This window comes from Paraburkholderia pallida (genome assembly GCF_004524855.1).
GTDB lineage: Bacteria > Pseudomonadota > Gammaproteobacteria > Burkholderiales > Burkholderiaceae > Paraburkholderia > Paraburkholderia oxyphila.
The window spans coordinates 536,191-560,079 of sequence record NZ_CP038150.1; the positions used below are offsets into that span (position 1 = coordinate 536,191).

The 23,889-nt window shown below is 63.4% G+C and carries 26 protein-coding genes; 10 read left to right on the top strand and 16 right to left on the bottom strand.

Going from position 1 to position 23,889, the window contains the following annotated elements:
- Window positions 1-5: 5 nt before the first annotated feature.
- The 4 genes from E1956_RS29035 to E1956_RS29050 all read left to right on the top strand — a co-directional run bounded on the left by E1956_RS29035 (window position 6) and on the right by E1956_RS29050 (window position 3,361).
- Window positions 6-554: a TadE/TadG family type IV pilus assembly protein gene (locus E1956_RS29035; RefSeq protein WP_134755712.1), complete on the top strand. Its 549-nt coding sequence runs from the start codon at window positions 6-8 to the stop codon at window positions 552-554.
- Entirely contained in the window at window positions 554-1,144 is a 591-nt protein-coding gene (locus E1956_RS29040) for a TadE/TadG family type IV pilus assembly protein (protein ID WP_134755714.1), read from the top strand. The genes E1956_RS29035 and E1956_RS29040 overlap by 1 nt, the downstream gene beginning before the upstream one ends.
- An 11-nt stretch (window positions 1,145-1,155) precedes the next feature.
- Window positions 1,156-2,895, top strand: a complete 1,740-nt coding sequence (locus tag E1956_RS29045) for a pilus assembly protein TadG-related protein (RefSeq protein WP_134755716.1) — start codon at window positions 1,156-1,158, stop codon at window positions 2,893-2,895.
- A 166-nt stretch (window positions 2,896-3,061) separates the two neighbouring features.
- Complete coding sequence (locus E1956_RS29050) at window positions 3,062-3,361, top strand: hypothetical protein (protein ID WP_134755718.1); 300 nt, start codon at window positions 3,062-3,064, stop codon at window positions 3,359-3,361.
- 186 nt (window positions 3,362-3,547) lie between these two features.
- Here E1956_RS29050 and E1956_RS29055 read toward each other — a convergent pair whose 3' ends face one another.
- The 7 genes from E1956_RS29055 to era all read right to left on the bottom strand — a co-directional run bounded on the left by E1956_RS29055 (window position 3,548) and on the right by era (window position 11,140).
- Window positions 3,548-4,699, bottom strand: a complete 1,152-nt coding sequence (locus tag E1956_RS29055) for a porin (RefSeq protein WP_197732957.1) — start codon at window positions 4,697-4,699, stop codon at window positions 3,548-3,550.
- Between the two features lie 156 nt (window positions 4,700-4,855).
- Entirely contained in the window at window positions 4,856-5,551 is a 696-nt protein-coding gene (locus E1956_RS29060; protein WP_134755722.1) for a response regulator, read from the bottom strand.
- A gap of 13 nt (window positions 5,552-5,564) precedes the next feature.
- A complete protein-coding gene (locus tag E1956_RS29065) occupies window positions 5,565-6,986 on the bottom strand; it encodes a sensor histidine kinase (protein ID WP_134755724.1) in 1,422 nt (473 codons plus the stop codon).
- A gap of 100 nt (window positions 6,987-7,086) precedes the next feature.
- A complete protein-coding gene (locus tag E1956_RS29070; RefSeq protein ID WP_134755726.1) occupies window positions 7,087-7,956 on the bottom strand; it encodes an ABC transporter permease in 870 nt (289 codons plus the stop codon).
- 25 nt (window positions 7,957-7,981) lie between these two features.
- On the bottom strand, window positions 7,982-8,803 hold the full coding sequence (locus tag E1956_RS29075; protein ID WP_134755728.1) for an ABC transporter ATP-binding protein: 822 nt from the start codon (window positions 8,801-8,803) through the stop codon (window positions 7,982-7,984).
- Between the two features lie 110 nt (window positions 8,804-8,913).
- On the bottom strand, window positions 8,914-9,942 hold the full coding sequence (locus tag E1956_RS29080; RefSeq protein WP_134755731.1) for an ABC transporter substrate-binding protein: 1,029 nt from the start codon (window positions 9,940-9,942) through the stop codon (window positions 8,914-8,916).
- A gap of 286 nt (window positions 9,943-10,228) precedes the next feature.
- On the bottom strand, window positions 10,229-11,140 hold the full coding sequence (gene era / locus E1956_RS29085) for a GTPase Era (RefSeq protein WP_134755733.1): 912 nt from the start codon (window positions 11,138-11,140) through the stop codon (window positions 10,229-10,231).
- Between the two features lie 326 nt (window positions 11,141-11,466).
- On the opposite strand from era, the gene E1956_RS29090 reads away from it, so the two are divergent.
- Window positions 11,467-11,877, top strand: a complete 411-nt coding sequence (locus E1956_RS29090) for a host attachment protein (protein ID WP_134755735.1) — start codon at window positions 11,467-11,469, stop codon at window positions 11,875-11,877.
- Between the two features lie 12 nt (window positions 11,878-11,889).
- Here the strand turns inward: E1956_RS29090 and E1956_RS47020 are convergent, their stop codons facing one another.
- From E1956_RS47020 to E1956_RS29105, 4 genes are all read right to left on the bottom strand, one after another.
- Complete coding sequence (locus tag E1956_RS47020) at window positions 11,890-12,480, bottom strand: hypothetical protein (protein WP_232072071.1); 591 nt, start codon at window positions 12,478-12,480, stop codon at window positions 11,890-11,892.
- A complete protein-coding gene (locus E1956_RS47025) occupies window positions 12,481-13,137 on the bottom strand; it encodes a hypothetical protein (RefSeq protein ID WP_232072073.1) in 657 nt (218 codons plus the stop codon).
- Window positions 13,138-13,462: 325 nt separating this feature from the next.
- On the bottom strand, window positions 13,463-14,458 hold the full coding sequence (locus E1956_RS29100; RefSeq protein WP_134755737.1) for a 2-hydroxyacid dehydrogenase: 996 nt from the start codon (window positions 14,456-14,458) through the stop codon (window positions 13,463-13,465).
- A gap of 65 nt (window positions 14,459-14,523) precedes the next feature.
- Complete coding sequence (locus E1956_RS29105) at window positions 14,524-16,116, bottom strand: aspartate:alanine exchanger family transporter (protein WP_134755739.1); 1,593 nt, start codon at window positions 16,114-16,116, stop codon at window positions 14,524-14,526.
- Window positions 16,117-16,488: 372 nt separating this feature from the next.
- Here E1956_RS29105 and E1956_RS29110 point away from each other — a divergent pair, with 372 nt between their 5' ends.
- Together E1956_RS29110 and E1956_RS29115 are read left to right on the top strand one after the other, a co-directional pair.
- Window positions 16,489-16,692, top strand: a complete 204-nt coding sequence (locus E1956_RS29110; RefSeq protein WP_134755741.1) for a hypothetical protein — start codon at window positions 16,489-16,491, stop codon at window positions 16,690-16,692.
- 267 nt (window positions 16,693-16,959) lie between these two features.
- A complete protein-coding gene (locus E1956_RS29115) occupies window positions 16,960-17,247 on the top strand; it encodes an H-NS histone family protein (RefSeq protein WP_134755743.1) in 288 nt (95 codons plus the stop codon).
- A gap of 123 nt (window positions 17,248-17,370) precedes the next feature.
- Here E1956_RS29115 and E1956_RS29120 read toward each other — a convergent pair whose 3' ends face one another.
- The 3 genes from E1956_RS29120 to E1956_RS29130 are packed head-to-tail and all read right to left on the bottom strand — an operon-like array spanning window position 17,371 to window position 20,052.
- Complete coding sequence (locus E1956_RS29120) at window positions 17,371-17,973, bottom strand: phosphatase PAP2 family protein (RefSeq protein WP_134755745.1); 603 nt, start codon at window positions 17,971-17,973, stop codon at window positions 17,371-17,373.
- 16 nt (window positions 17,974-17,989) lie between these two features.
- Window positions 17,990-19,393, bottom strand: a complete 1,404-nt coding sequence (locus E1956_RS29125) for an ATP-binding protein (RefSeq protein ID WP_134755747.1) — start codon at window positions 19,391-19,393, stop codon at window positions 17,990-17,992.
- Complete coding sequence (locus tag E1956_RS29130; protein ID WP_134755750.1) at window positions 19,390-20,052, bottom strand: response regulator; 663 nt, start codon at window positions 20,050-20,052, stop codon at window positions 19,390-19,392. The genes E1956_RS29125 and E1956_RS29130 overlap by 4 nt, the downstream gene beginning before the upstream one ends.
- A gap of 188 nt (window positions 20,053-20,240) precedes the next feature.
- On the opposite strand from E1956_RS29130, the gene E1956_RS29135 reads away from it, so the two are divergent.
- Window positions 20,241-20,591, top strand: coding sequence for a YgiW/YdeI family stress tolerance OB fold protein (locus tag E1956_RS29135; protein ID WP_134755752.1), 351 nt, complete (start codon window positions 20,241-20,243; stop codon window positions 20,589-20,591).
- Between the two features lie 269 nt (window positions 20,592-20,860).
- Here the strand turns inward: E1956_RS29135 and E1956_RS29140 are convergent, their stop codons facing one another.
- Together E1956_RS29140 and E1956_RS29145 are read right to left on the bottom strand one after the other, a co-directional pair.
- On the bottom strand, window positions 20,861-21,115 hold the full coding sequence (locus E1956_RS29140) for a hypothetical protein (protein ID WP_232072132.1): 255 nt from the start codon (window positions 21,113-21,115) through the stop codon (window positions 20,861-20,863).
- A gap of 242 nt (window positions 21,116-21,357) precedes the next feature.
- Window positions 21,358-22,068: a TetR/AcrR family transcriptional regulator gene (locus E1956_RS29145; RefSeq protein WP_134755754.1), complete on the bottom strand. Its 711-nt coding sequence runs from the start codon at window positions 22,066-22,068 to the stop codon at window positions 21,358-21,360.
- 230 nt (window positions 22,069-22,298) lie between these two features.
- Between E1956_RS29145 and E1956_RS29150 the strand changes: the two genes are divergently transcribed.
- Window positions 22,299-22,700, top strand: coding sequence for a nuclear transport factor 2 family protein (locus E1956_RS29150; RefSeq protein ID WP_134755757.1), 402 nt, complete (start codon window positions 22,299-22,301; stop codon window positions 22,698-22,700).
- Window positions 22,701-22,753: 53 nt separating this feature from the next.
- Complete coding sequence (locus E1956_RS29155) at window positions 22,754-23,509, top strand: SDR family oxidoreductase (RefSeq protein ID WP_134755759.1); 756 nt, start codon at window positions 22,754-22,756, stop codon at window positions 23,507-23,509.
- The last annotated feature ends 380 nt before the right edge of the window (window positions 23,510-23,889 follow it).

Below are 23,889 nucleotides of genomic sequence, written 5' to 3' on the forward strand. Positions count from 1 at the left end.
TGAAGATGCCAGAACAAAACCAGACGAAAAGCGTGCGGCCACGTGCAACGAAGCTTCTGCCGCGCGAACGCGGTGCGACGACGCTCGAATTCGTGCTGATCCTGCCGTTCTTTCTGTTCGTCGTGTTCATGATCATCGAGTTCGGTCTCGTGTTCGTCGCCCAGGAGCTGCTCGACAACGCCGCACGCGACGGCGCGCGCCAATTGCGCATCGGCACGCTCTCGGGCAGCAGCTATTCGACGGCACTGACCACAGCGGTCTGCAACGACCTGACATTCACGACTTTCTCGTTGCTCCCCTCGTGCACGACGACGATCCAGATTTACGTAGCGGCGGCGCCATCGGGCTCGCCCGCCGGCACCGGCTTCCTTTCGCTCAAGACCGCGGCGGTAACGGGTACGAGCATGGTGCAAACCAAGGCGGCAGTCTCGGCAAACTACGACGTCCTGATGCAGATAGCCTACCCGTATCCGTGGCAGGTGCCGGGACTTTCGCTACTCACCGGCACGACCTTGCTGACATCGACGATCGCCTTCCAGACGGAGCCCTACTGATGCGCGCGCTGCGTTCCCTGCTCGTGAACGATCGCGGCCTTGCATCGCTCGAATTCGCGATCGTCTTGCCCATCATGCTCTCGCTGCTGTTCGCGACCTACGAGCTCTCCCAGCTCGTGCGCGCTCAACTCAAGGTGGACACCGCGACGCAGTCGATCGCCGACATGGTCGCGCAGCAGGCTGCCGGCGTCACGAGCGGGACCTCGGGCTCGCTCGGCAACTTCTGCGCCGCGGCCAAGCTGATGATGACGCCCTTCGCGGCGGGCACCGGCAGCAGCACGTTCGCTGTGTCGATTGCGAGCGTGACGAACTACAGCTCGGGCGGCGTCACGCTCGACTGGGAAAGCGACGCCTCGTGCAGCACGACCGCAACGGCGCTCGGCGCGACGGCAAAGACGCTCGCGACCTCGCCCACCAACCTGGTCCCGACGGCCGGCACGCCCGGCGACAGCGTGATCGTGGCGACAGTGACGTACGCCTACAATTCGCCGCTTCAATACTTCTTACCGGGTCTGCTGAGCCTCACACATACGGCGTTCGCGCGGCCGCGCAGCAACAACGTGGTGGCTTGCGGATCGCCCTGCAAGTGAGGAACGAACCCGTGAAAACTCCGTTGCCGCGCCCAGGCGCTCGCTTCACATCGCGTTCGGGTTGGCGCAAGCCTGCCTCGCGTAAGCGTCAGCGCGGCGTGTCGAGCCTCATGCTGCTGGTGCTGCTGATTCCGCTGCTGCTCGCCGTGGGCGTGGCGGTCGATCTCGCGCGCATGGTGCAGTTCCGCTCCGATCTGCAAAACGCCGTAGACGAGGCGGCGCTCGCGGGCGCCGCCGTGTTCGTCGATCCCACGCAATCGGCGCAGGCCGTCACCGCCGCGACGAACTACTTCAACCGCGCCATCCTGCCCGTCAACCTTTCCGTTTCCGCGCCAACGGTCACGCCCAATGCGAACGGCACGATCAATCCGGCGCTCGGCAGCGCGCTCGCGTATACCATCACGGTGAGCGCCACCGCCACGGTGCCGACGACCTTGATGGCAATCGTCGCGCCCTCGATGGCGACCATCAGTGCGACGGCCACGGCGGCCGATCCGGTTGTCTCGGCGACACCCCAATTTACGAAGCAAGTCTGGACCGCCTGCGACGGCAATACGCTCTACTACTACAAGGTGCCGAAGAACGCGAGCAATACCGGCTACGACTATTCGAGCGTGCCCGCCTTCAACACCCAGAATTACTTCTGGATCTTTTCGACCTATCCGTCCACCTCCGCATACGGCAAGGCGCCTGCGCAGACGGTGCCGACCTTCTCGGCGAATCAGCCGATCGGCATCATGCTGCGCAACGACACGAACGGCAACGTCGGCAATTCGAACTGCCCCGGGACGATAACGGGTGCGAACTCGTACGGTGCGCCAAACGGCGCATCGCAGTCGTTCTATTCGTCGCTGATCATGAACGGGCAGTCGCCGAGCGAGCTCTCGAACTACACGTATACGGCGAGCGTCACCACCACCGGCAGTTCGGTCGCTTCGACCACCACCACCACGGTCACCACCGGCTCGGGAACCAACGCCACGTCGAACACCACCCAAAGCACGAGCAACAGCACCACGAGCAACGGCGTCAGCAACTGGACGATTTCATTGCCGCCCAATGCGCAGAATCCGAACAACCAGACCTTGACGGGCACGGGCCCGTCGGGCTCCAACCAGCTTGCGGAGCTATTCGGCGTCAACGCGCCGGGGACGGCGAATTCGGCGTGTACGACACTCAATACGCAGACGACGAGTGGTAGTCCGGTCACGTCGAACGGCAATCCCGTCACGCAGAAGAACGGCTCGACCAGGACAACCACGCAGACCACGACGGTAACGACACCCACCACGACCGTCACACAGTACAGCTGCAAGACCCAGTACCGCACGAGCCAGCAGGGACAAGGCAATTGCCTGCTCTATGTGCAGACCGGATCGGCCGTGACCTCCGCGTACGTGAAAGGCCTCGTGCCCGGCTCGACACCACCTACCAATTACAACTGCTTCAATGCGACTTCCGGCGGCGCACAGTACTCGGCGCCGAGTTGCGCACAACTCTCGGCGCTCGCGAGCGGATCGGGCACGAGCGCCGTGCAGCCGGCTGCCGTGTTCTGGTGGGACGACGGAGGCGGCGTCGGGCCGAACGAACAGAACTACGGCACGAAAACGCATTGCGCGCCGATGGCGGGCAACCCGGCGCTTCCCGGCTACGGTGAGGACTGCAAATACGGGAACATGATCCTGGCCTTGCAGTGCACGCCCACCGGCGGGAGCGGAACCGGATATACCTCGGTCGTGTTGACGCAATAGCGCAAAGCGTCCGGCACCGGTTGCATGAACCCGAATTTCGTCGCGCCACGCTGCGGGCTGACGAACCTCGATCCTTGAGCTGCCCGCAAGAGTGATTTTCCGAATTCGCGCTGGTGCACGGGCTTGCGTTGGCCGAAGATAGGCCATCGCCATTCAGGAGCGTGCCATGAGATTCGTGCAATTCGGATACGCAATCGGCGTTGCCGCTGCGTTATGGAGTACTTGCAGCATTGCGGCCGAACCGGGTTCGGCCTACCAGACACCGGTCCAGCTATCGAGCGGGAAGAACCTGCTTTGCGGCGTGAATGAGGCGCCGCCCGCCGGCGCAACAGCGGTGCTGACGCGACGCGAGCAGGTGCAGGCTGACGTATTGGCGACGCAACGCCTGCGCCTGGTCAGCGGCCCGACCTCGCCGTACCCGTCGGATTACACGGCGCCGACCGTGGCGTGCGTGAGTGCGGGCTGAAGTCTGCTGAAGCTTGCGCCGCCAATGATGTGAAGAAATAGGGATCCCTCTTCCCCAGACCGATCACACTATCGACCGCCGTTCATCTGGCCGATAGCTGGCCAACACTCCGGTCCCGGCATGGTTCATGCGTTTGCGCCATGACGCCTGCGGGACCGGAGCCTGCAGCACAAAAAGCGCGTCAACTCAGAAGCGCGTGCGTACGCCCGTGGTCACTTCGACCTGGTTGGTCGCGCCATACGTCGTACCGACTGTATAGCCGCCATGCAGCTTCATGTAGTCGCCGGCCAGATACACCTCGGTGCGCTTCGAGAGGTGATAGAAGATCGAGCCGTAGAGCGTTTCCTTGAAGCCGTTGTGCAGGCCGCTGGTCGGATCGTAATCGCCGATGTTGGCGTTCGGAATGTCGCCATCGGCGTTGTACGCGGCATTATGCGTGCGCATCTGCTGATAGCCGATTTCGTAGTCGAGCGCGCCCTTCGGCGCGAGCTTGAGCGACACCGTCCACGCGTTGTCCTGACGCTGGCCCAGCGCCCCCTGGTTGCCCCAGTAGCGGAAATAGCCCGCATTGGCGCGCACGATACCGATCGTATAATTGCCGCCCACCGAGAACGCCTGGTTCGTGTTGCCCTCGCGGTTCACGTGGTTATAGAACGTCGAGGCCGTCCAGGTTGGCGCGTTGTACCCGAGCGCGAACTGGTAGTTCGCGTTGTTGCCGAAGCTCGTGGAGTTGCCGAAGGCATAGCCCGCAGCCGCGAAGATGCCGTTGTCGAACACCTTCTTCCACGCGAGACCGTTGTCATAACGGGTGCCCGTCGCGCTCGCGGCGTAGAAGATCATCTGCTTGAAGTTGTTGGCGTTGGTCCAGCCGCCCTCTTCGGTCGTCAGCTTCGCGTTGCCATAGGGGTCGCCGTAGATCGCCGACGCATCGCGCGCGATGGTGTTCTGGAAGCCGGCCGTGAGCTTGCCGAAGCGGTCGTCTTCCACCCCTACCCATGCGTCGCGGTCGAAGATCTGGCCCGGGTCTTCCATCTGGCCGTCGCTCACGCGGTATTCGCTTTCGAGGCGGAAGATCACCTTGGTGCCGCCGCCGATGTCTTCCGCGCCCTTCAAGCCCCAGCGGCTGCCGCTGAACCACGGCTCGCCGCCAATGCCCATCCCGATCACGTGGTCGCCTTTGGCGTCCGCATGCGATTGATACGTGGGAACGCTCAGGTCGATGAGCCCGTAGAGCTGGACGCTCGACTGCGCATGCGCGCCACTCGCTGCCAGTGTGCCGGCCGCCACGGTGAATGCGAGATGCCTTTTCTTCAAGATTGTCTCCTCAGATAACTGCATTGAAGTTCTGATTGGTCCGTTGCCAACGCCTTTCCGGGTTTGCTCCAACGACTCCCGGCCTGCATGACAATCAACGGATGAGACGAATCGTAGTGGCCTCAATCCTTCGCGCTCCTTTCGCGAATGGTTCGTATCACTAAGTGGAATCACCAATGTTTAAACGGCGCTTTGCTGGCACCGCGCCGCGTCCTTCGCACGCAGGATGTAGCCGAGCCCACGCAGCGTCATGATCTGCGCGCTAGAGTCCGCAAGATGCTTGCGCAACCGGTGGATATAGATGTCGATGGCGTCCGCGCTCGGCTCGTCGTCGAGGCTGTAGACGCGCTCCATGAGCGTGTGCTTCGAGACGGTCTTGCCCTGCTGCAGCATCAGCGCCTCGAGAATCGCATGCTCGCGCCGGCGCAGCGCGAGCGGATCTTCGTTGTGGCGGAACTCGCGCGTGTCGGAGAGGTAATGCAGATCGCCGCAAGTCAGCCAGCCCGACTTGTCGCCCACCTGCCGGCGTATCAGCGCCTTGATACGCGCGACCAGCTCGCGGCTGTCGAAGGGCTTCACCACGTAGTCGTCGGCGCCCGCGCTGAAGCAGGCCACCTTGTCCTCGATCGAGCCGTGCGCCGTGAGCATGAGCACCGGCACGTTGTCGCGCCGCCGTCTCAGGCGGTTCAGCACATCCTTGCCGCTCATGCGCGGCAGGCGCATGTCGAGCAGCACGACGTCGTAGCTCTGCGTCATCAGCACCGAATCCGCGGCCTCGCCGTCGCTCACGCAATCCACCGTGAAATTCTCGGCGCGCAACAGGTTGACGATCCAGTGCGCCAGCTCGGCGTTGTCTTCCACGAGCATCAGCTTCATTGTCTTTCCTTATTCAAGCCATCGATTCATGCAGCTCCTTCAAGCCACCGCTTCGTGCCATCGCCACCTCGCGCCAGACCGGCAAGCGCACGGTCACGACGAGCCCGACACGCCCATCACCGGGCGCCATGCTCACAGAGCCGCCATGCGAGCGCGCCACCTGATGCACGATGGCAAGCCCGAGGCCCGTTCCTTCGGTGTCCGTTGCAATGCGGTAGAAGCGCTCGAACACGTGCTTGCGCGCCTCGGCGGGAATGCCTGGGCCGTTGTCTACCACCTGCAGCACGACCTCGTCGCCCACGCGGCGGCAGAGGGCCGTCACGTTGCCGCCCGGCTGCGTGTAGCGGATCGCGTTGTCGACCAGGTTGGAGGCGAGCGAAGCCAGCAGGCCGGCGTTGCCCGCTGCTTCCACGCCATCGGCCAGATCGGCGCCCAGATCGATCTCGCGTTGCTGCGCCGCCTGGATCAGCTCTTCGAGCACCGAAGACACGACCGCCGCGAGATCCACACGCGTGCCCTTGCGCGCGGGCGCCATCGATTCGGCTTGCGCCAGCAGCAAGAGCTGGTTGGTGAGCTCCGCCATCTTGTGGCTGGTGCGGCGCACCCCGCGCAGCGCGTCGAACAGCGCCGGGTCGTGCGCCTCGCACTGGCTCGCGAACTGGATCTGCGTGGCCAGCAGCGTGAGCGGCGTGCGCAATTGATGGGCCGCGTCGGCGATGAACTGGCGCTGCGTCGACGCATGCACCTTGAGGCGCGCGATGCACTGATTGATCGCATCGACGATCGGTCTTAGTTCGGATGGCAAATGATCCGGACGGATCGGTTCGAGCTGCGTCGGCTCGCGGTCCGCCACGTCGTCCTTGAGCTTCATGAGCGGGCGCAGCTCCAGCGTGAGCCCGAGCGGCACGAGCAGCACGGCGAGCGCGAGCATCAGCCACTGGCGGATCAGTTGCGGCCGCCAGAGCCCGTCGATCATCGCCTGACGCGAAGCCACGGTCTTGCCGACGATCACGGTGACGCGCTCGGCATGGCCCGAGTCGTAGAGCATGCGCTCGTAGGCCACGGCACGAATGGGCGCGCCATCGTAGGTGGTGTCGTAGAACGCCGGCAAGGGCGCGCCGGCGGGCGGCGGCGCGAGATCCGGTGCGCCGCCCAGCAGCCGGCCGTCGCCGACGAGCACCTTGTAGAACACCTGATCCTGGTACGGCGACTCGAAGATCTCCAGCGCGGCCGGTGGAATGTTCGCCGTGAGCGCGCCGTTGTCCCAGTCGACGTCTTCGATGATCGTGCGCGCCGAAGCCAGCAGCGCGTTGTCCTGCAACAGATCGGCCGTCTGCCGCGCGGCGTCGTAAGACATGCCGCCCGAGACGACCACGAACGCCGCCAGCGGCAGCAACAGCCACAACAGCAGGCGCGCACGCAGGCTATGTACCATTTCAAGCACTCCAGTACAAAGCCGTCCCGCGAGGCGGGACGGCGTTCGAACGCTTCGGACCTTTCCCACAGGAAAGGTCACCGGCATGCGACTTCAACGCTCAGAACGCGGCGGGCCGCCATTTGAGCAGGCGCTTTTCCAGCGCGCTCAGCAGGTAGTCGGTTGAGAGCGCAACCACCGCCAGCACGATCATCGCCGCGAACACGCCGCTCGCGTTGAACGCGCCCTGCGCCGTCGAGATCAACAGACCGATGCCCTGCTTCGAGCCGAGGAATTCACCCACCACGGCACCCACCAGCGCAAAGCCAAAGCTCACGTGCAGGCTCGCGAGAATCCACGAGAGCGCAGAGGGAATCACCACCGAGGTCGTCACCTGGCGGCGCGACGCACCGAGAATCTGCGCATTGGCGATCATGTAGCGGTCGGCTTCGCGCACGCCCTGGAAGGCATTGCCGAACACCACGAAGAACACCATCACCACGGCGAGCGCGACCTTCGAGGCCATGCCGAGCCCCAGCGCGATCACGAACACCGAGCCCAGCACCACGCGCGGGATCGAGTTGGCAATCTTGATGTAGAGGCTGAACACGTCGGAGAGCAGCTTGTTGCGGCCGAGCAGCACGCCGCACACCACGCCGCCCACGGCGCCGATCAGGAAGCCCAGCACCGTCTCCTCGAGCGTGACCCATACCTGCAGCAGCAGCGGCCCCTGAGACGTGCCGTTCACGAACCAGTCGACGATCTGCTGAAAGATCAGCGAGGGCATCGAGAAGAAGAACGGGTCGATCCACTTGTTGCGTCCCGCGAGTTCCCAGCCGCCCAGCACGACGACGAGCACGAGCACGCGCAGGCCGATCACGAGGGCGTGGCGCTGCCGGATGCGGCGCTGCGCCATGCGCTCGACCTGGGCGAGCGCGTCGCGGTCGAGAGCGGCCGCGTTCGAAGCAGTGGCAGATGCGGGAGCAGTCATGGGCGGTTTCCGGAGTTCGAGCGTGTCAGGCAATTTGCACCTCCTCGCGCAGGTCATGCCAGATGTCGCGGGAGATTTCGATAAAGCGCGGTTCGTAGCGGATTTCCGAGGTGATGCGCGGGCGCGGCAGATCGATCTCGTAGACCTTCTTGAGCGTCGCGGGCCGGGCCGTGAGCACGAACACGCGGTCGGCGAGCGCGATGGCTTCCTCGAGGTCGTGCGTGACGAACACGACCGAGCCCGTGCCGCCCCACAACTGCAGCAGCTCGTCCTGCATCAGCGTGCGCGTCTGCATGTCGAGCGCCGAGAACGGCTCGTCCATCAGCAGGATCTCGGGCTTGTTGATAAAGGTCTGCGCAAGCGCGACGCGCTTGCGCATGCCCCCGGAGAGCTGATGCGGATAATGCTTGCCGAACTTGTCGAGGCCGACACGGCGCAGCCATTCATTCGCCTCGGCGTAGGCCACGTCTTTCGAGCGGCCGCGAAACAGCGGGCCGGCCGCCACGTTGTCGAGCACCGAGCGCCATGGAAACACCGCATCGGCCTGAAACACGAAGCCGATGCGCGGGTCGATGCCGTTCACGGGCGCACCCATCACGCGCACCTCGCCGGTGGTGGGCTTGAGCAGGCCCGTGATCATGCTGAGCGTAGTGGACTTGCCGCAGCCGGTGGGGCCGACGATGGCGACGAATTCGCCCTGCGCGACGGCCATGCTGAAATCGCGCAGCGCCACGGTCGCCTTGCCGTCCGGCGCGATAAAGCGGCACGAGACAGAACGAAACTCGATGGCCGGTGTAGCGGCTTGCGCAGGGGTTCGCGCAGTTGCTTGAACTGGAGCTTGCTTCATCAAGGACATCTCACGATTGTTCCGGCGCCGCCAAAGAAAAGCCGGCGCCGAAGCCTCAAAACACAAGGAAGCGGCGGCGGGCCCGCGAGGGCCGCCCTGCCGCTACGGCGTCATTTCGCGGTAACGAAGTCGTTCGTATAGGTCCGCGCCAGATCGACGTGCTTGCCCTTGACCGACGGATTGAACGCCGAGAGCACCTTCAGCACGGTGGCGGGGCCATCGGCCGGCATCTTGCCGTCCGCCGTGTACATGGGCAGCGACGCCTTGAGCGCCGTCACGTAGAGCGCCTTGTCCTTCTGATAGTCGTCCGGCATCTTCGCGGCGATTTCCTCGGCGCTATGCGTGTGGATGAACTGCATCGTGCGCGCGAACGCATGCGCGAGCTTGGCCGCCTCGGCCTTGTGCGAGGCCGCCCAGGCGTCCTGCACGTAGAGGCTCGCCGCGGGATAGGTGCCGCCGAGCGCGGCGCGCGTGCCGTCCACGGTGCGCATATCCACCAGCACCTTGGCGTCGCCGGTCTGCAGCAGGCGCGAAACAGTAGGCTCGGTGGTCATGCCCGCGTCGATGCGGTTCTGCTTGACCGCTGCGATGAAGCTCGCGTCGGCGCCGACCGGCAGCATCGTGTACTCGGTCGATGCAATGCCGTGCTGGCCCGCGAGATATTGCGTGAGAAAGCTCGTGGAAGAGCCGAGGCCCGTCACGCCGAGCGTCTTGCCCTTGACGTCGCCCATGGACTTGAGCGTCTCGGCGGACTTCGAGGACACCATCTCCACTTCACCCGGCACCTGGCCGAACACGGCGATCGCCTTGACGTCCTTGCCCTTCGTCTGCAGGTCGATGGTGTGGTCGTAGAAGCCCACCACGCCCTGCACGGCGCCGGCCAGCAGCTCGTTTTCGGCATCTACGCCAGCGGGCTGCGAGAGCAGCTCCACGTCGAGGCCTTCGTCCTTGAAGTAGCCGAGCTGCTCCGTGAGCTTCGCGGGCAGATAGATGAGCTTCGTGATCCCGCCCACCATGATGGTGATCTTGCCGGGCTCGTCGGCGGCGTGCGCGCTTTGAAGCGACGCGCCGAACAGCAGGCCGCAAGCGATCGCCACGGCGGGCACACGACGGCGCAATGCGCGAGAAGTGGGTTGCATCGACTGTCTCCATTATTTTCGGCCGGCGGCACGATACCGCTTGCCTCGATGAATGGCGGCATTCTAGCTAGTGGAACCCTTCTCGATGCTTTCACGCCGGGCGGCGAAATATGCGGGATTTCCATGAAACGCGAGCGCGACAGGTCGTTGTTTTTCAACAAGAATCACTTTTATTCAATGATTCATCGCGCCGCGTTCTGCAACGGACACTGGAGCTATCGCTCCAAATGGAATAATTTAGTAACTTTTTTAACCCCCCCTGGAATATGCGAAGCGCACACTGGCGTCATTCGTATCCATAGGCGCGAAGGGCTGCTTCATTGTCTGCCCAGCCACTTTTCACCTTGACGAATGTCTCCAGATACACGGGACCGTCAAACAGTTTTTCCATGTCGATCCGCGCGTCGGTATTGATCTGTTTGAGTTTCGATCCATCCTTGCCGATCACCATGCCCTTTTGCGAATCGCGCTCGACAAGGATCGTCGCGAAGATGCGCTTGAGGCGCCCCTCTTCCTCGAACTTGTCGATGAGCACCGTGCTCGTGTACGGCAGTTCGTCCCCGGTCCAGCGGAACACCTTCTCACGCAGAATCTCTGCGGCAAGGAACCGCGAACTCCGGTCGGTCAGGTCGTCTTCGTCATAGATGGGTTTGCCTTCCGGCAGATACGGCTTGATCGTCTCCAGCAGACGTTCGACGTCTTTCGGATGTGTAGCGGAAAGCGGCACCAACTCGACAAATTCTCGCAGCTGGCTCATCTGCTGCATGAACGGGAACAGTGTCTCCTTGTCCTTTACGCGGTCGAGTTTGTTCGCGATAAGCAGCGTGGGCATGCCACGCGGAATCAAGTCCAGCACCTTCTGGTCATCCGGACCGAACCGTCCAGCCTCGATCACGAACAGGATCACATCGACGGAAGTGAGCGTCGACGTGACCGCCCGATTCAGTGACCGGTTCAGCGCGGCGTCGTGGCGGGTCTGAAAGCCAGGCGTGTCGACGAAGATGAACTGCGCGTCTTTCGTCGTATTGATGCCGGTGATGCGGTGACGAGTGGTCTGCGCTTTGCTTGAAGTGATGCTGATTTTCTGGCCAACCAGCGCGTTCATCAGCGTCGACTTGCCGACGTTCGGACGGCCGACGATAGCAATCAGGCCGCAACGGTAACCCGGGAGAGAAATGTCAACGGCAGGCTCGTTCATGGTCCATACCTCAGTGACGACAGCGAGTTAGAAAGACGGCGCCGAACGCGGATAGTGGTTCAGTTAATTATAGCGAAGCGAATCTCCACAGATAGCATTCGATATGTCGAGTTGATTATCAAAATGACCGATACTTAGTATCGTTTAATTGACTGCATACTGCTTTCTTTGGCGTCGATGCCCCGATATGAAAAATCGGAATAAATTGGTCGCCATGACGCATACGCAGAGATCGAAAGATGTATCCTGTGTAATGTGCCAGTCTGCAAACGCAGCATTGGCATTGATCGAGGATAGCGTTCGGCACAACGCCTTCAGGAGCGAAAATGAGCAACGCAACATGGATTGTGGTAGCTGGGGAAGGTCGCGCACGTATCTTCGCATCAGAAGAGGGTTCGTTCGCATTGCAGCAAGTCGAAGACGTCTCCAACGCGCATCACGCTGCGACAATGCTCACGGAAAAGCAGGCGGCTTCGTATTCCGAGAGTGAACGCAAAGAGAAAGAGAGAGACAAATTTGCGTCCCAAATTGCAAGTTATATTGAAGATGCCAGATTGCATGGACGGTTTGAGCAGATCCGGCTCATTGCAGAACCAAAATTTCTTGGCATGCTGCTTGACTATCTAAATGAACAGACCAAAAAAACCGTGGTCGACAAGGTTAGTAAAGACTATTCGAGTTTAAGCACGAAGGATATTGAGCAAATTTTGCTGGGTGGCCGAACGCGTTCTGAATAAATAAAGTCTGAGCTAACGAGTGTTGAGTGACGCACGCGAGACACCGTGAACCTCGCTGTGCTGAAGGTTTTTGCCAACCTTCTCCGTCTCGCGCGCGCTCACCCTCGCCTCATATTCCTCGTCGCACAGCGCGGGACCCGGCTGCCTGCCGGTCTTGACGAGCGCGGTCGAGAACGTGCCGGTGCCGGCCCATGTCCAGTCGTCCCCTTCCATCGTCAGGCTCTGGTAGTTCACGAACGCGTTCGACGCCGTGCCGCTGCCCTGCAGCCGCACGATATTGGTGCCGCCGCCGCCAACCGCCGTGCCCACAATCTGCGATCCCGTTTGCAGGATCAGCGTGGCATTGCCGTTGCCGTTCTTGATGGCCGTACCGCCGCCGCCCTGGATCAGGCCCGCGTTCGTGATCGTCGTGTTGCCGTTGATCGAGCGCACGCCTATGCCGTTGTTGCTGATGATCTTGCCCCCGGCCGCGTTCGTGATCGTCGCCGTGAACGAGCTGCCGAGCGTGTTCGATACGACCGCGTCCACGCTGCCGCTGCTCGAGGCCGTGCCGGTGGTCTGAATCGTGCCGCTATTGATGAGCGTATCGTTGTTGCCCTGCATTTAGACGGCCGGACTGTCGCGGCCTCCCGCCGTCAGCGTGCCGCTGTTTTCGACCGTGCCGTTGCCGCCCAGAATCGAGGCCGCGCGCGCATTGCTGCCCGATGTCGATACCGTGCCCGTGTTGACGAGCAGGTTGCCCGACGCGCCAAGATTGCTTTGCCCCCACGCCGCGGTCATGCCATAAGAATTCGCACCCGTCGTCGTGATCTTGCCGTTATTGACGAGCGTATTGTTGTTGCCATTCGCGGCGAGGCCGTCGTTGTACGCGCCCGTGGTCGAAATAATGCCGGTCGTGCCGTTGGTGATCGTGCTGCCGTTGTTCACGCCGAGCAGCATCGCGCCGCGATTCGCGACGCCCGTGCCGTTGCCCGACAAGGCGAGGCTGCCGTTATTGGTGATCGCGCTCGAGGTATCGACGGAAAACGGCGTAGGTGTGCTCGCAAGTGCATAGCTGCCCGTTGCGGTGCTGTCGAGATTGATCGTGACGTTGCTGCTGCCCGCCACCGCCACGACCGATGGAACGCCGGTGCCGCTGCAGGTGACCGTGGTATTGCTCGCGGGCGCGGTGGCCGAACAGGCGGCATACACGCCCGATGGCACGGCGCCGGCGAGTATGACCACACCTCCAAGACTCAAATTCCACGCATTTATTTTCATTGTTCTCATCCACGTAATTGAACGTTACGGCGGCAATCTGGGCGTGATCCGGTTTATAGCACCGGCTCTTCAATTATCGCAAGACGGAGTTAAATGATATTGTCGATATGAGTCGACGAATTAAAGGCGATGTTTCTGACAATGCGATTGGGGAATTTAAAGGAAATTTTGACCGGATTATTGGCGGATAATCGGACAAAACTGCCGGCTGGCGTCCGGCATGGATGTCAAGGCGGACGGGCCGATCATTCAGCCAGTCCGCACCCGACCTTATGATCGGGTTATTGGGTAAAAAGTTTGCAAACCATCGTTACGCGCGTCACGTTCAGCCGGCGCTGATTTCATTCGTCAGCGCTTGCCCCGTCTCGAACTCCGTGATGCTTCGCAAAGTCGTTTCACAAATCGTCGACACGGCCTCACGCGTCAAAAACGCCTGATGCCCGGTCACGATCACGTTCGGAAAAGTCATCAGTCGCTGCAACACATCGTCGTTGACGATCGTGCCGGATAAATCGCGGAAAAAAACGTCCGCCTCCTGTTCGTAGACGTCGATTGCCAGCCCGCCCAGTTGGCCGCTCTTGAGCGCCTCGATCGCCGCTTCCGTATCCACCAGTCCGCCGCGGCTCGTGTTGATCAACAGCGCGCCGCGCTTCGCGCGTGCCAGCATGTCGGTGCCGATGATGTGGTAGGTTTGCGGCGTCAAGGGGCAATGCAGCGAGACGATGTCCGCGTTCGCACCGACTTCCTCCACCGGCGCGTAGCGGCCTCCCAGCGCCTCGAACTCCGCTGACGGGTACGCGTCGTAGCCGATCACATTGCAGCCGAAGCCCGCCATGATGCGCGCGAACACCCGGCCGATCTTGCCCGTGCCGATCACGGCAACGGTCTTGCCGCACAGATCGAAACCCATCAAGCCGTCGAGCGCGAAATTGAAATCGCGCGTGCGGTTATAGGCCCGGTGCACCTTGCGATTGATGGCCATCAGCAAGGCGACCGCATGCTCGGCGACGGAATTGGGCGAGTAGTCGACCACGCGCACGACCTTGATGCCGCGCGCCGCGGCGGCCTTCAGATCGACGTTGTTGTAGCCCGTGCAGCGCAACGCAATCAATTGCGTGCCGCCGCGCGCCAGCACGTCGAGCACCGCCTCGTTGGCCTCGTCGTTGACGAAGATGCACACGCCGCGATGCCCCGCGGCGAGCCCCGCGGTATCCGTGTTGAGCGGGTCATCCAGATACCGGATCCGATGGCCATGATCCGCGTTCGCCGCGTCGAGAAACTGACGATCGTAGGGCTTTGCGCTGAATACGACGATGTCCATCAAGACTCTCCGGGACGTAGGTTCGCACAGCGGCGGCAGTGGGACCGCGCTGGGCCCGTTGCCGCTTATCCGCCGATCAATACGACGGCGATCTGCACGAACAGAATTTTCACAATGGTCATTGAGGGGAAGATCATCGCATAACCGACGTCCGGACGATCCGTCGGTGCGAGGCGATTGGCAAACGCGAGTATCGCCGGGTTGCCGGTCGCTCCGCTGATCACGCCCACTGCCAGGTCGAACGGCATGCGGAAAATCCACAGGCAGAACGCTGCCGTGATGATCAGCAACGCGAGGGCGATCACCACCCCATAGAGCAAAAAGGATGCACCCGTCACGCCCACCGTCGCGAAGAATTTCGGCCCGGAGGCAATGCCCACCTGCGCGAGAAAAATCGTCAGGCCGAAATTGCGCAACACCAGATTCGCGGTGAGCGGCATGGTCCAGACGAACGGCCCGAAGCGGCGCACCCGGCCGAGGCAAAGCGCGACCAGCAGTAGCGCGGCCAGCCCGAACGTCATTTTGCCGACACCGGGAATCGCGATCGGAATCGCACCGACGAGTAACCCCAGCGCCGCGCCCACGCCTATCGAAATGAAGCTCAGCTCAGCGGTACCCTTGATCGAGTCGCCGAAGAACGCACGCATCGTCTTGTGGTGGGCACCGTTGACCAGAAGCCCGACCCGGTCGCCGAATTCCAGGATCAGATCCTGGCTGGGCATCATGTCGGCATCGCCGCGGCGCACATGCGCGATCGAGCAGTCGACCCCGTCGGGAAAACGCAGGTCGCGCAGCGCGTGCCCGACCACGAGCTTGCTCGACGCGAAGACGCGCAGATAGTCGAGGTCCTCTCGATGGCTTGTCATACGCCCCGGCTGCAACTCGCCGAACATCGACGTCGTTTCGCGCAGCAAGGCCGGATCGGTCGCGGTCGCGAGCAGCACGTCGTCCGGCTCCAGCACGAGATCGTGAGCGGGCTGCTGGTTGTGGTGGGCGCGGCGCACGGCGGCGATAGCGACCTCATCGGGCAGACGCTTGATGAGATCGGACAGCTTCAGGCCGATCAGCGCCGGGTTGCGCAGCGCGATCTCCGCGGTTTCCATCACCTTTTGCGGCGGCCGCTCGATCTTCGGCTTGATCAGCGCGCTGAGCGCATACAGAAAGAGAATGGGCCCGGCCACTCCGAATGGATAGGAGACGCTATAGCCGACCGTCGCCCCATCGCCTTTCAACATGGCCATCGCCGCTTGCAGGCTCGCGGTGCTGGTGCCGGAGCCGGCGAACATGCCCAGCGCTTGATCGAGCCCCACGCCGAACAGATGAACGAGCGCGACCGAAACGAAGCCCGCACCGATCACCCCCAATGCCGCCGCGATATTCGCCTTCAGTCCTTCGGCACTGCTCAAGCCCTTGAAGAACTGCTCGCCATACTGAATGCCGATTCCATAGAGAAACAGCAGCAAGCCGAGCGTGCCGAGCAATGCGGGCGGCGCGGACTTGGGCGCCCACCCGCCTATCGCGAGGCCGACGAACAACACCGCGCCCGACCCGAGCGACACGCCCTTGATATTGATTTCGCCAACCACATAGCCCAGCGCCACCGTGACAAAGAGCGTGAGCAACGGCTGGGTTTCAAGCAACGTCTTGAGCATGTCCATGCCAGTAGTCCCTTTTTACCAGCCTGATTCAGTTCACCTGCTTGCGTGCGCCTGGTTGTGGCCAGGCGGGCCGCGTCGCCGTCGTTCATACCATCTGAAAATATCAAATTCACTGATTCCGTGCGTTATTCGTGCACCATTCAACGACTCTCCACTCGGCGCTCTATGGCCAGCAAGCCCGGCGGTATTGGCTCATGATAAACAGGATTGCTAACATCATGAAAGGTGATATGGCACGGCGATGCTGCGAGCCATGTTAGGGTCATAGCGACTATCGGCCACTTTCTGCCATTGCATTTGTGCAATACGATTGATTCGATTACCTCAGAAAGTGAAGCATCGTTGCCTGATTGGCAAAGGAGAAATTGGCAAATGAACGAATCGATGGTTGAAGCTTTTCTTTGTATGCGCGATGAAGATGAAGACCGCCAATACATGATTGACGCTGCCTATTGCCTTGACGCCAACGCCGCCCTGCCCGCTGGATCGACCATAAAAGAGCAGCAGCCCCGCAGCCTCATCGAACGCGGACAGCCTCACTGGTACACGACTACGAGCGCGGCCACGCGCCATTGAAAACGAATCGCGGCTGAAGCGTCCCAACTTCCCCGGCTCCCGTGCAATGCGTCGAGCCGTCATGCTGTGCCACCGTAACGCGAAGTGCGACCCAGGCGGCCTCTAACGCCGCGTTGTCTCCTCGCCGGCGCGCCACTTCGATTTCATGCATCGAACACGAGCGGCCCTGGCCCGCTCGATCATCCGCGCATTCCCGCATGCCGGCACTGCACGAACGCGCGCCCGCACGCGTTAAAATGTCGGCGTTACCGTCAACCGCCCATCACGATGTCCAGCTACAAAGAATTGATCGCCCAGCGCGAACAGCTCGAAGCGCAGCTTCAGGAAGCGTTCAAGGAAGAACGCATGACCGTGCTCGACGAGATCGCCCGGAAAATGAAGCTGCACCGGATCACGCTCGATGAAATCCGCGGCCCCGCGCCGGCGGTTAAGGCCAGCAAGGTGCCGCCCAAGTATCGCGACCCGGCGACGGGCAGCGAATGGTCGGGGCGGGGCAAGCCGCCGAACTGGATCAAGGACGAGCCGGACCGCAGCAAGTTTCTGATCGGCGACTGAGCTGCATTGACCTGAGTTGACGTGCAGCCGGCGCGCGCGCCCGCGTGCGATGACCGCTGCGCGCGCGGAGCCCGGCGCGCACGCCGTTTCGGCACCCGCCCGGAACCGTGCCCCGCGCCGTACTCAGGGCCGCAGCCAGCCGAGTCGGATGGGGGCCGCGAGCAGCGCGCGGTACAGTGTGACGGCGAACCGCGTAAGCGCCGAGCCGCACGCCTTCCAGACCGGCGCGGCCACGGCGTAGACGAGGCAAGACACCCCCACTGCGCCGATCATGTCGAGCGGATAGTGCACGCCCAGGAAGATTCGGGCCCACGCGACCGCGACGCCCACGGCGAGCGCAAGCAAGCCGGTCCGCAGCATCCCGCCCAGCAGCAGCGTCAGCACGAACGTCGAGAACACGGTCCCGTGATCGCTCGGAAACGACGGGTCGGGCGCATGCTCGAGGAACGTGTGCCCGAGCCCGATCACGAATGGGCGTGGATGCGGATAGACGTAGCCGATCGCCTGATTGACGCCCAGCGTCAGCAGCGTGACCGCGCACACCCGAATGGCGGTGGCGCGCTGCCGGGCATCGCCGGAAAGCCACATCAGCACCAGCGTGAGCGGCACCAGCAAGATCAGGTAGTTCGCGATGAAGAGCGCCGTATCGATGAGCCAGGGCGGCGTGGCCGGCGTGGCGTTGATCGAGAGAAAGAGCGAACGGTTCAATGCTTCGAGTGTTTCCATTGCAAAGTCGGATAAGTCAGGTTGAAGTACCGCCGCCCGGCCCTACGCCTGGGCGCGCGAGCGGCTCTCGTGCCGGAAAGCGCACGCGGACCGTCAAGCCGCGGCCGTCGGGCCCGGTGTCGAGCGTGACGCTCGCCTGATGCTGCTCGGCAATGCGCCGCACGATCGACAGCCCCAGCCCACTGCCTGAAGCGGCGTGGCCGCTGCCGCGATAGAAGCGCTCCCACACGCGCACGCGATCGGCCTCGGGAATCCCCGGGCCCGTGTCGCTGACTTCGAGCACCGCGCACGCCCCTTCTTGCCGCACGACGACGTCGACGCGCGCGTGCGCGCCGGCATAGCGGATCGCGTTGTCGACGAGGTTGTTGAGCAGAACGCGCAGATTCTCCCCGTAACCGCCAACGCTGACCGCAGGCTTGCCCGCCAGCCCGAGGTCGATCTGGCTCGCCTCGGCAAGCCGCACACGGTCGGCAACCACGGAGCGCGCGAGCGCGCTCAGGTCCACCTCCTGCCTCGCTTCGCGGCCGGTATCGGGATCGAGCCGGGCCAGCGTGAGCAACTGGGCGGCGAGATGCGCGAGCCGCTGCGTGCCCGAGCGGATCTGCATGACGATCTCGTCGTGCTCCTGCGCGCTCTCCGCCTTCGGCAATAGTTCGGCCTGCAAACCAAGCCCCATGATCGGCGTGCGCAGTTCATGCGCGGCGTCCGCGATGAAATGCTTCTGCAGCGTAAAGGCGTGATCGAGGCGCACCAGCAGGTCGTTGAGGGCATCGACGAGCGGCTTGACTTCGTTGGGCAGTTGGGACGTCTCGATCGTCTGCATGTTGTTCGCGTCGCGGCGCTTGAGCCCCGAGGCGACCTGGCGTAGCGGCCTCAAGCCGTAGCCGATCCCGAACCACAGCAGGAGCGCGACCACCGGCACGAGCGAGAGCACCGGCCAGAACAGGTGCATCGAGACCTCGGCCAGCGCCTCCCAGCGCGCGTAGCGCGCCTGGGCGACGCGCACCAGCGTGGCGCCGCTCGTGTTCGCGTAGGTGTGCCAGACCTGGCCGTCGACGTTGACATCGGCGTAGCCCGGACCCTGCGGCGGCGGCAATGCCGCGTCCGGGTCGCTGCTGAACACGAGCTTGCGGTTCTCCCACACCTGCAGCAGCACGCCGTGCGATTTCCGGCCGGAGAGCCGGCCCCTGGCGTCCGTGCCCGTGAGCGAGAGCCGGCCGTCGGCGTCCACCACGACATGGCGCGCAATTGTCTTCATCTGGTCGTTGAGGATCTCGTCGATCTCAGCGAGCGTGCCCCACCAGGTTGCCGCGCTCGCCAGCACGCCGGCGAGCAGCGTGGCCGGCAGCAGCCACAGCAGCAGGCGTCGGCGCAGCGACGACATGAACCAGCGCGCGGACCGCGAGCGCAGCGTACTCATTCGATGGTTCCGATCCCGTAGCCCACGCCGCGCACGTTGCGGATGGCCTCGGCGCCGAGCTTGCGGCGCAGGTTGTAGACGTGCACCTGGATGGCGTTGCTCTCGATTTCCTCGTTCCAGCCATAGAGGCGCTCTTCGAGCTGCTCGCGCGTCACGATGGCGCCCGGGTCGCGCATCAGTTCCTCGAGCAGCGCGAATTCGCGCGCCGTGATGGGGATCTCGGTGTCGTGCACCCAGCAGCGATGCCGGGCCGGGTCCAGCCGCAACGCACCTGCCGTCAGCATCGCCTGGACACGCCCCGCCTGGCGGCGGTTCACGACGCGAATACGCGCGAGCAGTTCTTCGAGTGCGAACGGCTTGACGAGATAGTCGTCGGCGCCGCCGTCGAGACCGGCGACCCGGTCCGGCACACTGTCGCGCGCGGTGATGACGATCACAGGCGTGGCATCGTCGCGCCGGCGCAATGCGGCGAGCAGCGTCATGCCGTCCTGGTTCGGCAAGCCCAGATCGAGCAGCACGAGCCCGTAGGCCGTGGTGCGCAGCGCCAGCGCGCCGGCGTTGCCGTCCTGCACCCAGTCCACGGCAAAGCCTTCCCGGCGCAGCCCGAGCCGCAGCCCATTGCCGATTAGTGGATCGTCCTCAACCAGCAGTATTCGCATCCCGTTGTCATCTCCTGTTCTGGCCGGTTCCCCCGACAAGGCGCCACGAGCTTACCTTCGCGCAGGTTAACGCAGCATTAACGCGACGGCCCGCGTTCCCGCCCCGGCTTCACGCAGGCTTCAGCCTCGTCTCCATAAACTGCTTCCTGTCGCGGCCACCGGGCCGCACGATTGCACAAGGAAAATCGATGAAAAAGCTCATTATCGCCGGCCTGATCGCCACCTTCGCCGCCGCTGCGCATGCCGACTACACGGGCCCGGGCGCGCAACCCGCGGCCACGACGGTCCAGCAGTTGACCAGTGCGGGCAAAGACGATCAGCGCGTCGTGCTGCGCGGGCACGTGTTGAAGGCGATGGGCGACGAAAAATACACGTTCAGCGACGGCACCGGCGAGATCGCGGTCAAGATCGACTCCAGGCGCTGGCCGGCGGGACAACCGGTGAGCGAGACGACGACGGTCGAGCTAACGGGCAAATACGACAAGGAATTCTTCGGCATGCCCAAGGTCAAGGTCCACGAGGTGCGGGTCGTGCAGTGAAGGGGCGTGGCGCGCTGCATGCGCGTTGAGGCGCGCGCGTGTTTCCGGGTGTTCCCGGAGGATGCCGTCATTGCGCATTTCATCAGGATTGCAGATTGATCGGGATGGATCGCACGATCGCCTGTCGTGCCCGGGGCACCGGCTTCAGCGTCTCTCTGCAATGAACCAGGCTGGGGCCACGCTCCTGCCTTGAACAACGGGCCAGACACGGCCAAGGTGGGCGAAGCCGCGCGCCTTCATTGGCGTGCGGCTTCGGCCGTGCATCGTGATCAGACCTCGTGGCCGAGGGCCAGGTGTTCGCCGTGCTCACCGTGCCTGGCGTGCTCATGCCCGGCGTGCTTGTTGGGATGCGATACCGCGTGCATGCTCGCACGATCGCTGGCGCGCTCATGGCCCTTGTCGCGGTCCGCCGCGTGGTGGCCATTCGTGTTGGTCATGCCCATGCTGCTCATATGGCCGCCCGACATGCCGCCCGCGTGGCCGTTACCCATGCCGCCGCCCACGCCGCCATTGCCGCCGCCCATGCCACCACCCGCGCCGCCATTACCTCCACCGCCGCCGTGCGCGAATGCCGGCGCACTGGCGCAAGCCACCAGAAACGCGGACACCGCAACGATCGATCGTATTTTTGCCATCGTCTTCTCCACGAGAACCTGTTCGATGGCTGGATTGTATGAGCGCCGTTATCGCCCGGATGCGTCAGAGATGTAATCGTCTGTAAAACCTGTTTCGAGTCGGCTTGCGTGCCTGCGCAAGCACAGCGCGATCAGCTTCGCCGCGCGCGGGAACGGGCTTGCTGACCGTGGCGTGCGCCGTCTTGTCCGCCGTCTTGTCCATGCTGCGCGCCGGTCGCGTCGAGCAAATGGCGCCGGCCCTCATCGAGTATTTCGTCGGCCAGCGCCGGGGCCACGTCCACCACGGCGCGTGACAGCACCAGCGTGCCCACCAACTGGCTGAGCAGCGCGATCGCTTCCCCGCGGTTGCCTTCGCCTCGCGCTGCCGCATGGGTCGCTGCCTGAGTCCCCGACTGGCTACCTTCGCGCTCTTCGATCACCGCGGCGAGCCGCTCGAGATAGATCGCGAGACCCTGGGCGTAGGCGGCGCGCGCCTCGTCGTCGAGCCGGCGCGCGTCGCCCGCGAAACCGGACAAAGGGCAACCCGCCTCGATATCGGCGCGATGCTCGGGGGACAGATACGTGCGTATGTGCTGCTCGATCGCGTCGGCGCCGGCCTGCCTCGCGTGATCGATGACGCCGGCAATCGTTTCGCGGCCCTCTTCCAGCGCCTTGTCCATCACAGCGGCCACCAGCGCGTCCTTCGATTTGAAGTGGTTGTAGAAACCGCCCTGCGTAAAGCCCGCCGCCTTCATCAGTTCGGCGAGCCCGACCGCATCCACGCCGCGCTCGCGAAACAGCTTTTCCGCGGCCGCCACGATCGCGCGCCGGTTCTCTGCCGCCTGTTCCCTCGAAACACCCATATCGCCCTCTTTTCGGCCTGCCCCGGCCCAATCTATGTCATCGAAAAATACAATGTTGATCACCATTGACATCGCCAAAGCAGACGACCACAATGCCCTGCAATGACGATGTCAACCACCATTGTCTTGAGTATAGCCGGCTTTTGCCCCTGTGGTCAGGCAAAAGCCGGTTCGGTCACCATCGGACGCGCGTGCGCGCCCTTGCGAAAACCTTTCAAGAGAGATTGAAGATGACGAAAACCACGGCGGAACAAAACAAGGCACTCGTGCTGGAGGCCTTCGATACGTTGTTCAACAAGCGCGACTACGCCGCCGCGCAGCGCTTCTGGTCCGATCGCTACATTCAGCACAGCGCGCATATCGCACCGGGACGCGACGGCCTGTTCGATCTGGTCCGCACGCTGCCCGCCAGCTTGCGCTACGAGAACCAGTTGATCCTGGCCGAGGGCGATTACGTGATCGCGCATGGCCGCTTCTCGGGGCACGGCCGGCCCGCCGCGTGGATCGCCGCCGACGTCGTGCGCTTCGAAAACGGCAAGCTCGCCGAGCATTGGGACGTGCTCCAGGACGAGGCGACGCAGGCCGAATCGGCGAGCGGCTTGCCGATGTTCGGCGAAAGCTTCCCCGCTTGATCTCCGCTTGATTGAACCACCCGCATCCCTACCATTTATTCAGGAGTACGATCATGAAACTCAGCGGCAACACGATCTTCATCACGGGCGGCACCTCGGGCATCGGCCGCGCACTCGCCGAAGCGCTCCACCAGCGCGGCAACAAGGTCATCATCGGCGGACGCCGGCGCAGCCATCTCGACGAGGTGGTGGCCGCCAATCCCGGCATGGCCGCCGTCGAGCTCGACATCACCGATCCGGCCAGCATCGAGCGCGTCGCGGCGCAACTGATCGCGGCCCACCCCGATCTGAACGTGCTGATCAACAACGCGGGCGTGATGCAGCCCGACGACGCGGCCGGCCACATCGACGACGCGCTGCTGGTCTCCACCATCGACACCAATCTGCTTGGGCCGATCCGCATGACGTCGGCGCTGATCGACCATCTCAAGACGCGCAACGACGCCGTCGTGGCCTATACGAGCTCGGTGCTGGCCTTCGTCCCGCTGGCCCTGACGGCGGTGTATTCGTCGACCAAGGCGGCCGTGCATTCGTACGTGCTCTCGCAGCGCTTCATGCTGCGCGACACGGGCGTGCGCGTGCTGGAGATCGCGCCGCCCTGGGTCCGCACGGACCTCATGAACAGCCGCGAGGCCGAGCAGGCCATGCCGCTCGACGCGTTCATCGAAGAAACGATGGCGGTGCTCGGCACGGATACGGACGAGGTGCTGGTCGAAGCAGCGAAGGCGTTCCGCGCGAATCCGGGTCCGGGCGAGCATGACTTCGTCAACGGCTTCAACGCGGGAGCCATGGAGATATTTGGCCGGTAAGCGAAAAGGAGTCCGGCATCGTCCTTCAACCCGCCGCCGGGCCGCACCATCCAGGGCGAGAGCGTCTCGCCCGGCGGCGTGAACGTCAACGCGAATGATGCGCTGCCGAACACGCGCGGCACGTTCAAGGCCGCCGGACTCCCGAACGCCGACACCGGACCGCTGCGCGGCGGATTCACAGGCGCAAGCCTCGAAGCCGGTAAGGTCCGGGCGGGTCGCGGCAATTCGCGCGCGCCCCGTGGCTAACCCGTGCGAGCGCCTTTCCTGATCCCACGACGGCGATTTGCCCCGTGTATGCCGGCCTTGCCACGGCGCCGGACGGCACCTGCAACGTCGACTTCCCCCTCAGCAGCCCCTCCCACCGACCCGAATCCGGGCAA

Coding starts and splice junctions, on each gene's coding strand:
- E1956_RS29035 (WP_134755712.1), top strand. CDS start 6: ATGCCAGAACAAAACCAGACGAAAAGCGTGCGGCCACGTGCAACGAAG.
- E1956_RS29040 (WP_134755714.1), top strand. CDS start 554: ATGCGCGCGCTGCGTTCCCTGCTCGTGAACGATCGCGGCCTTGCATCG.
- E1956_RS29050 (WP_134755718.1), top strand. CDS start 3,062: ATGAGATTCGTGCAATTCGGATACGCAATCGGCGTTGCCGCTGCGTTA.
- E1956_RS29055 (WP_197732957.1), bottom strand. CDS start 4,699: ATGCAGTTATCTGAGGAGACAATCTTGAAGAAAAGGCATCTCGCATTC.
- E1956_RS29060 (WP_134755722.1), bottom strand. CDS start 5,551: ATGAAGCTGATGCTCGTGGAAGACAACGCCGAGCTGGCGCACTGGATC.
- E1956_RS29065 (WP_134755724.1), bottom strand. CDS start 6,986: ATGGTACATAGCCTGCGTGCGCGCCTGCTGTTGTGGCTGTTGCTGCCG.
- E1956_RS29070 (WP_134755726.1), bottom strand. CDS start 7,956: ATGACTGCTCCCGCATCTGCCACTGCTTCGAACGCGGCCGCTCTCGAC.
- E1956_RS29075 (WP_134755728.1), bottom strand. CDS start 8,803: ATGAAGCAAGCTCCAGTTCAAGCAACTGCGCGAACCCCTGCGCAAGCC.
- E1956_RS29080 (WP_134755731.1), bottom strand. CDS start 9,942: ATGCAACCCACTTCTCGCGCATTGCGCCGTCGTGTGCCCGCCGTGGCG.
- era (WP_134755733.1), bottom strand. CDS start 11,140: ATGAACGAGCCTGCCGTTGACATTTCTCTCCCGGGTTACCGTTGCGGC.
- E1956_RS29090 (WP_134755735.1), top strand. CDS start 11,467: ATGAGCAACGCAACATGGATTGTGGTAGCTGGGGAAGGTCGCGCACGT.
- E1956_RS47020 (WP_232072071.1), bottom strand. CDS start 12,480: ATGCAGGGCAACAACGATACGCTCATCAATAGCGGCACGATTCAGACC.
- E1956_RS47025 (WP_232072073.1), bottom strand. CDS start 13,137: ATGAAAATAAATGCGTGGAATTTGAGTCTTGGAGGTGTGGTCATACTC.
- E1956_RS29100 (WP_134755737.1), bottom strand. CDS start 14,458: ATGGACATCGTCGTATTCAGCGCAAAGCCCTACGATCGTCAGTTTCTC.
- E1956_RS29105 (WP_134755739.1), bottom strand. CDS start 16,116: ATGGACATGCTCAAGACGTTGCTTGAAACCCAGCCGTTGCTCACGCTC.
- E1956_RS29110 (WP_134755741.1), top strand. CDS start 16,489: ATGAACGAATCGATGGTTGAAGCTTTTCTTTGTATGCGCGATGAAGAT.
- E1956_RS29115 (WP_134755743.1), top strand. CDS start 16,960: ATGTCCAGCTACAAAGAATTGATCGCCCAGCGCGAACAGCTCGAAGCG.
- E1956_RS29120 (WP_134755745.1), bottom strand. CDS start 17,973: ATGGAAACACTCGAAGCATTGAACCGTTCGCTCTTTCTCTCGATCAAC.
- E1956_RS29125 (WP_134755747.1), bottom strand. CDS start 19,393: ATGAGTACGCTGCGCTCGCGGTCCGCGCGCTGGTTCATGTCGTCGCTG.
- E1956_RS29130 (WP_134755750.1), bottom strand. CDS start 20,052: ATGCGAATACTGCTGGTTGAGGACGATCCACTAATCGGCAATGGGCTG.
- E1956_RS29135 (WP_134755752.1), top strand. CDS start 20,241: ATGAAAAAGCTCATTATCGCCGGCCTGATCGCCACCTTCGCCGCCGCT.
- E1956_RS29140 (WP_232072132.1), bottom strand. CDS start 21,115: ATGGGCGGCGGCAATGGCGGCGTGGGCGGCGGCATGGGTAACGGCCAC.
- E1956_RS29145 (WP_134755754.1), bottom strand. CDS start 22,068: ATGGGTGTTTCGAGGGAACAGGCGGCAGAGAACCGGCGCGCGATCGTG.
- E1956_RS29150 (WP_134755757.1), top strand. CDS start 22,299: ATGACGAAAACCACGGCGGAACAAAACAAGGCACTCGTGCTGGAGGCC.
- E1956_RS29155 (WP_134755759.1), top strand. CDS start 22,754: ATGAAACTCAGCGGCAACACGATCTTCATCACGGGCGGCACCTCGGGC.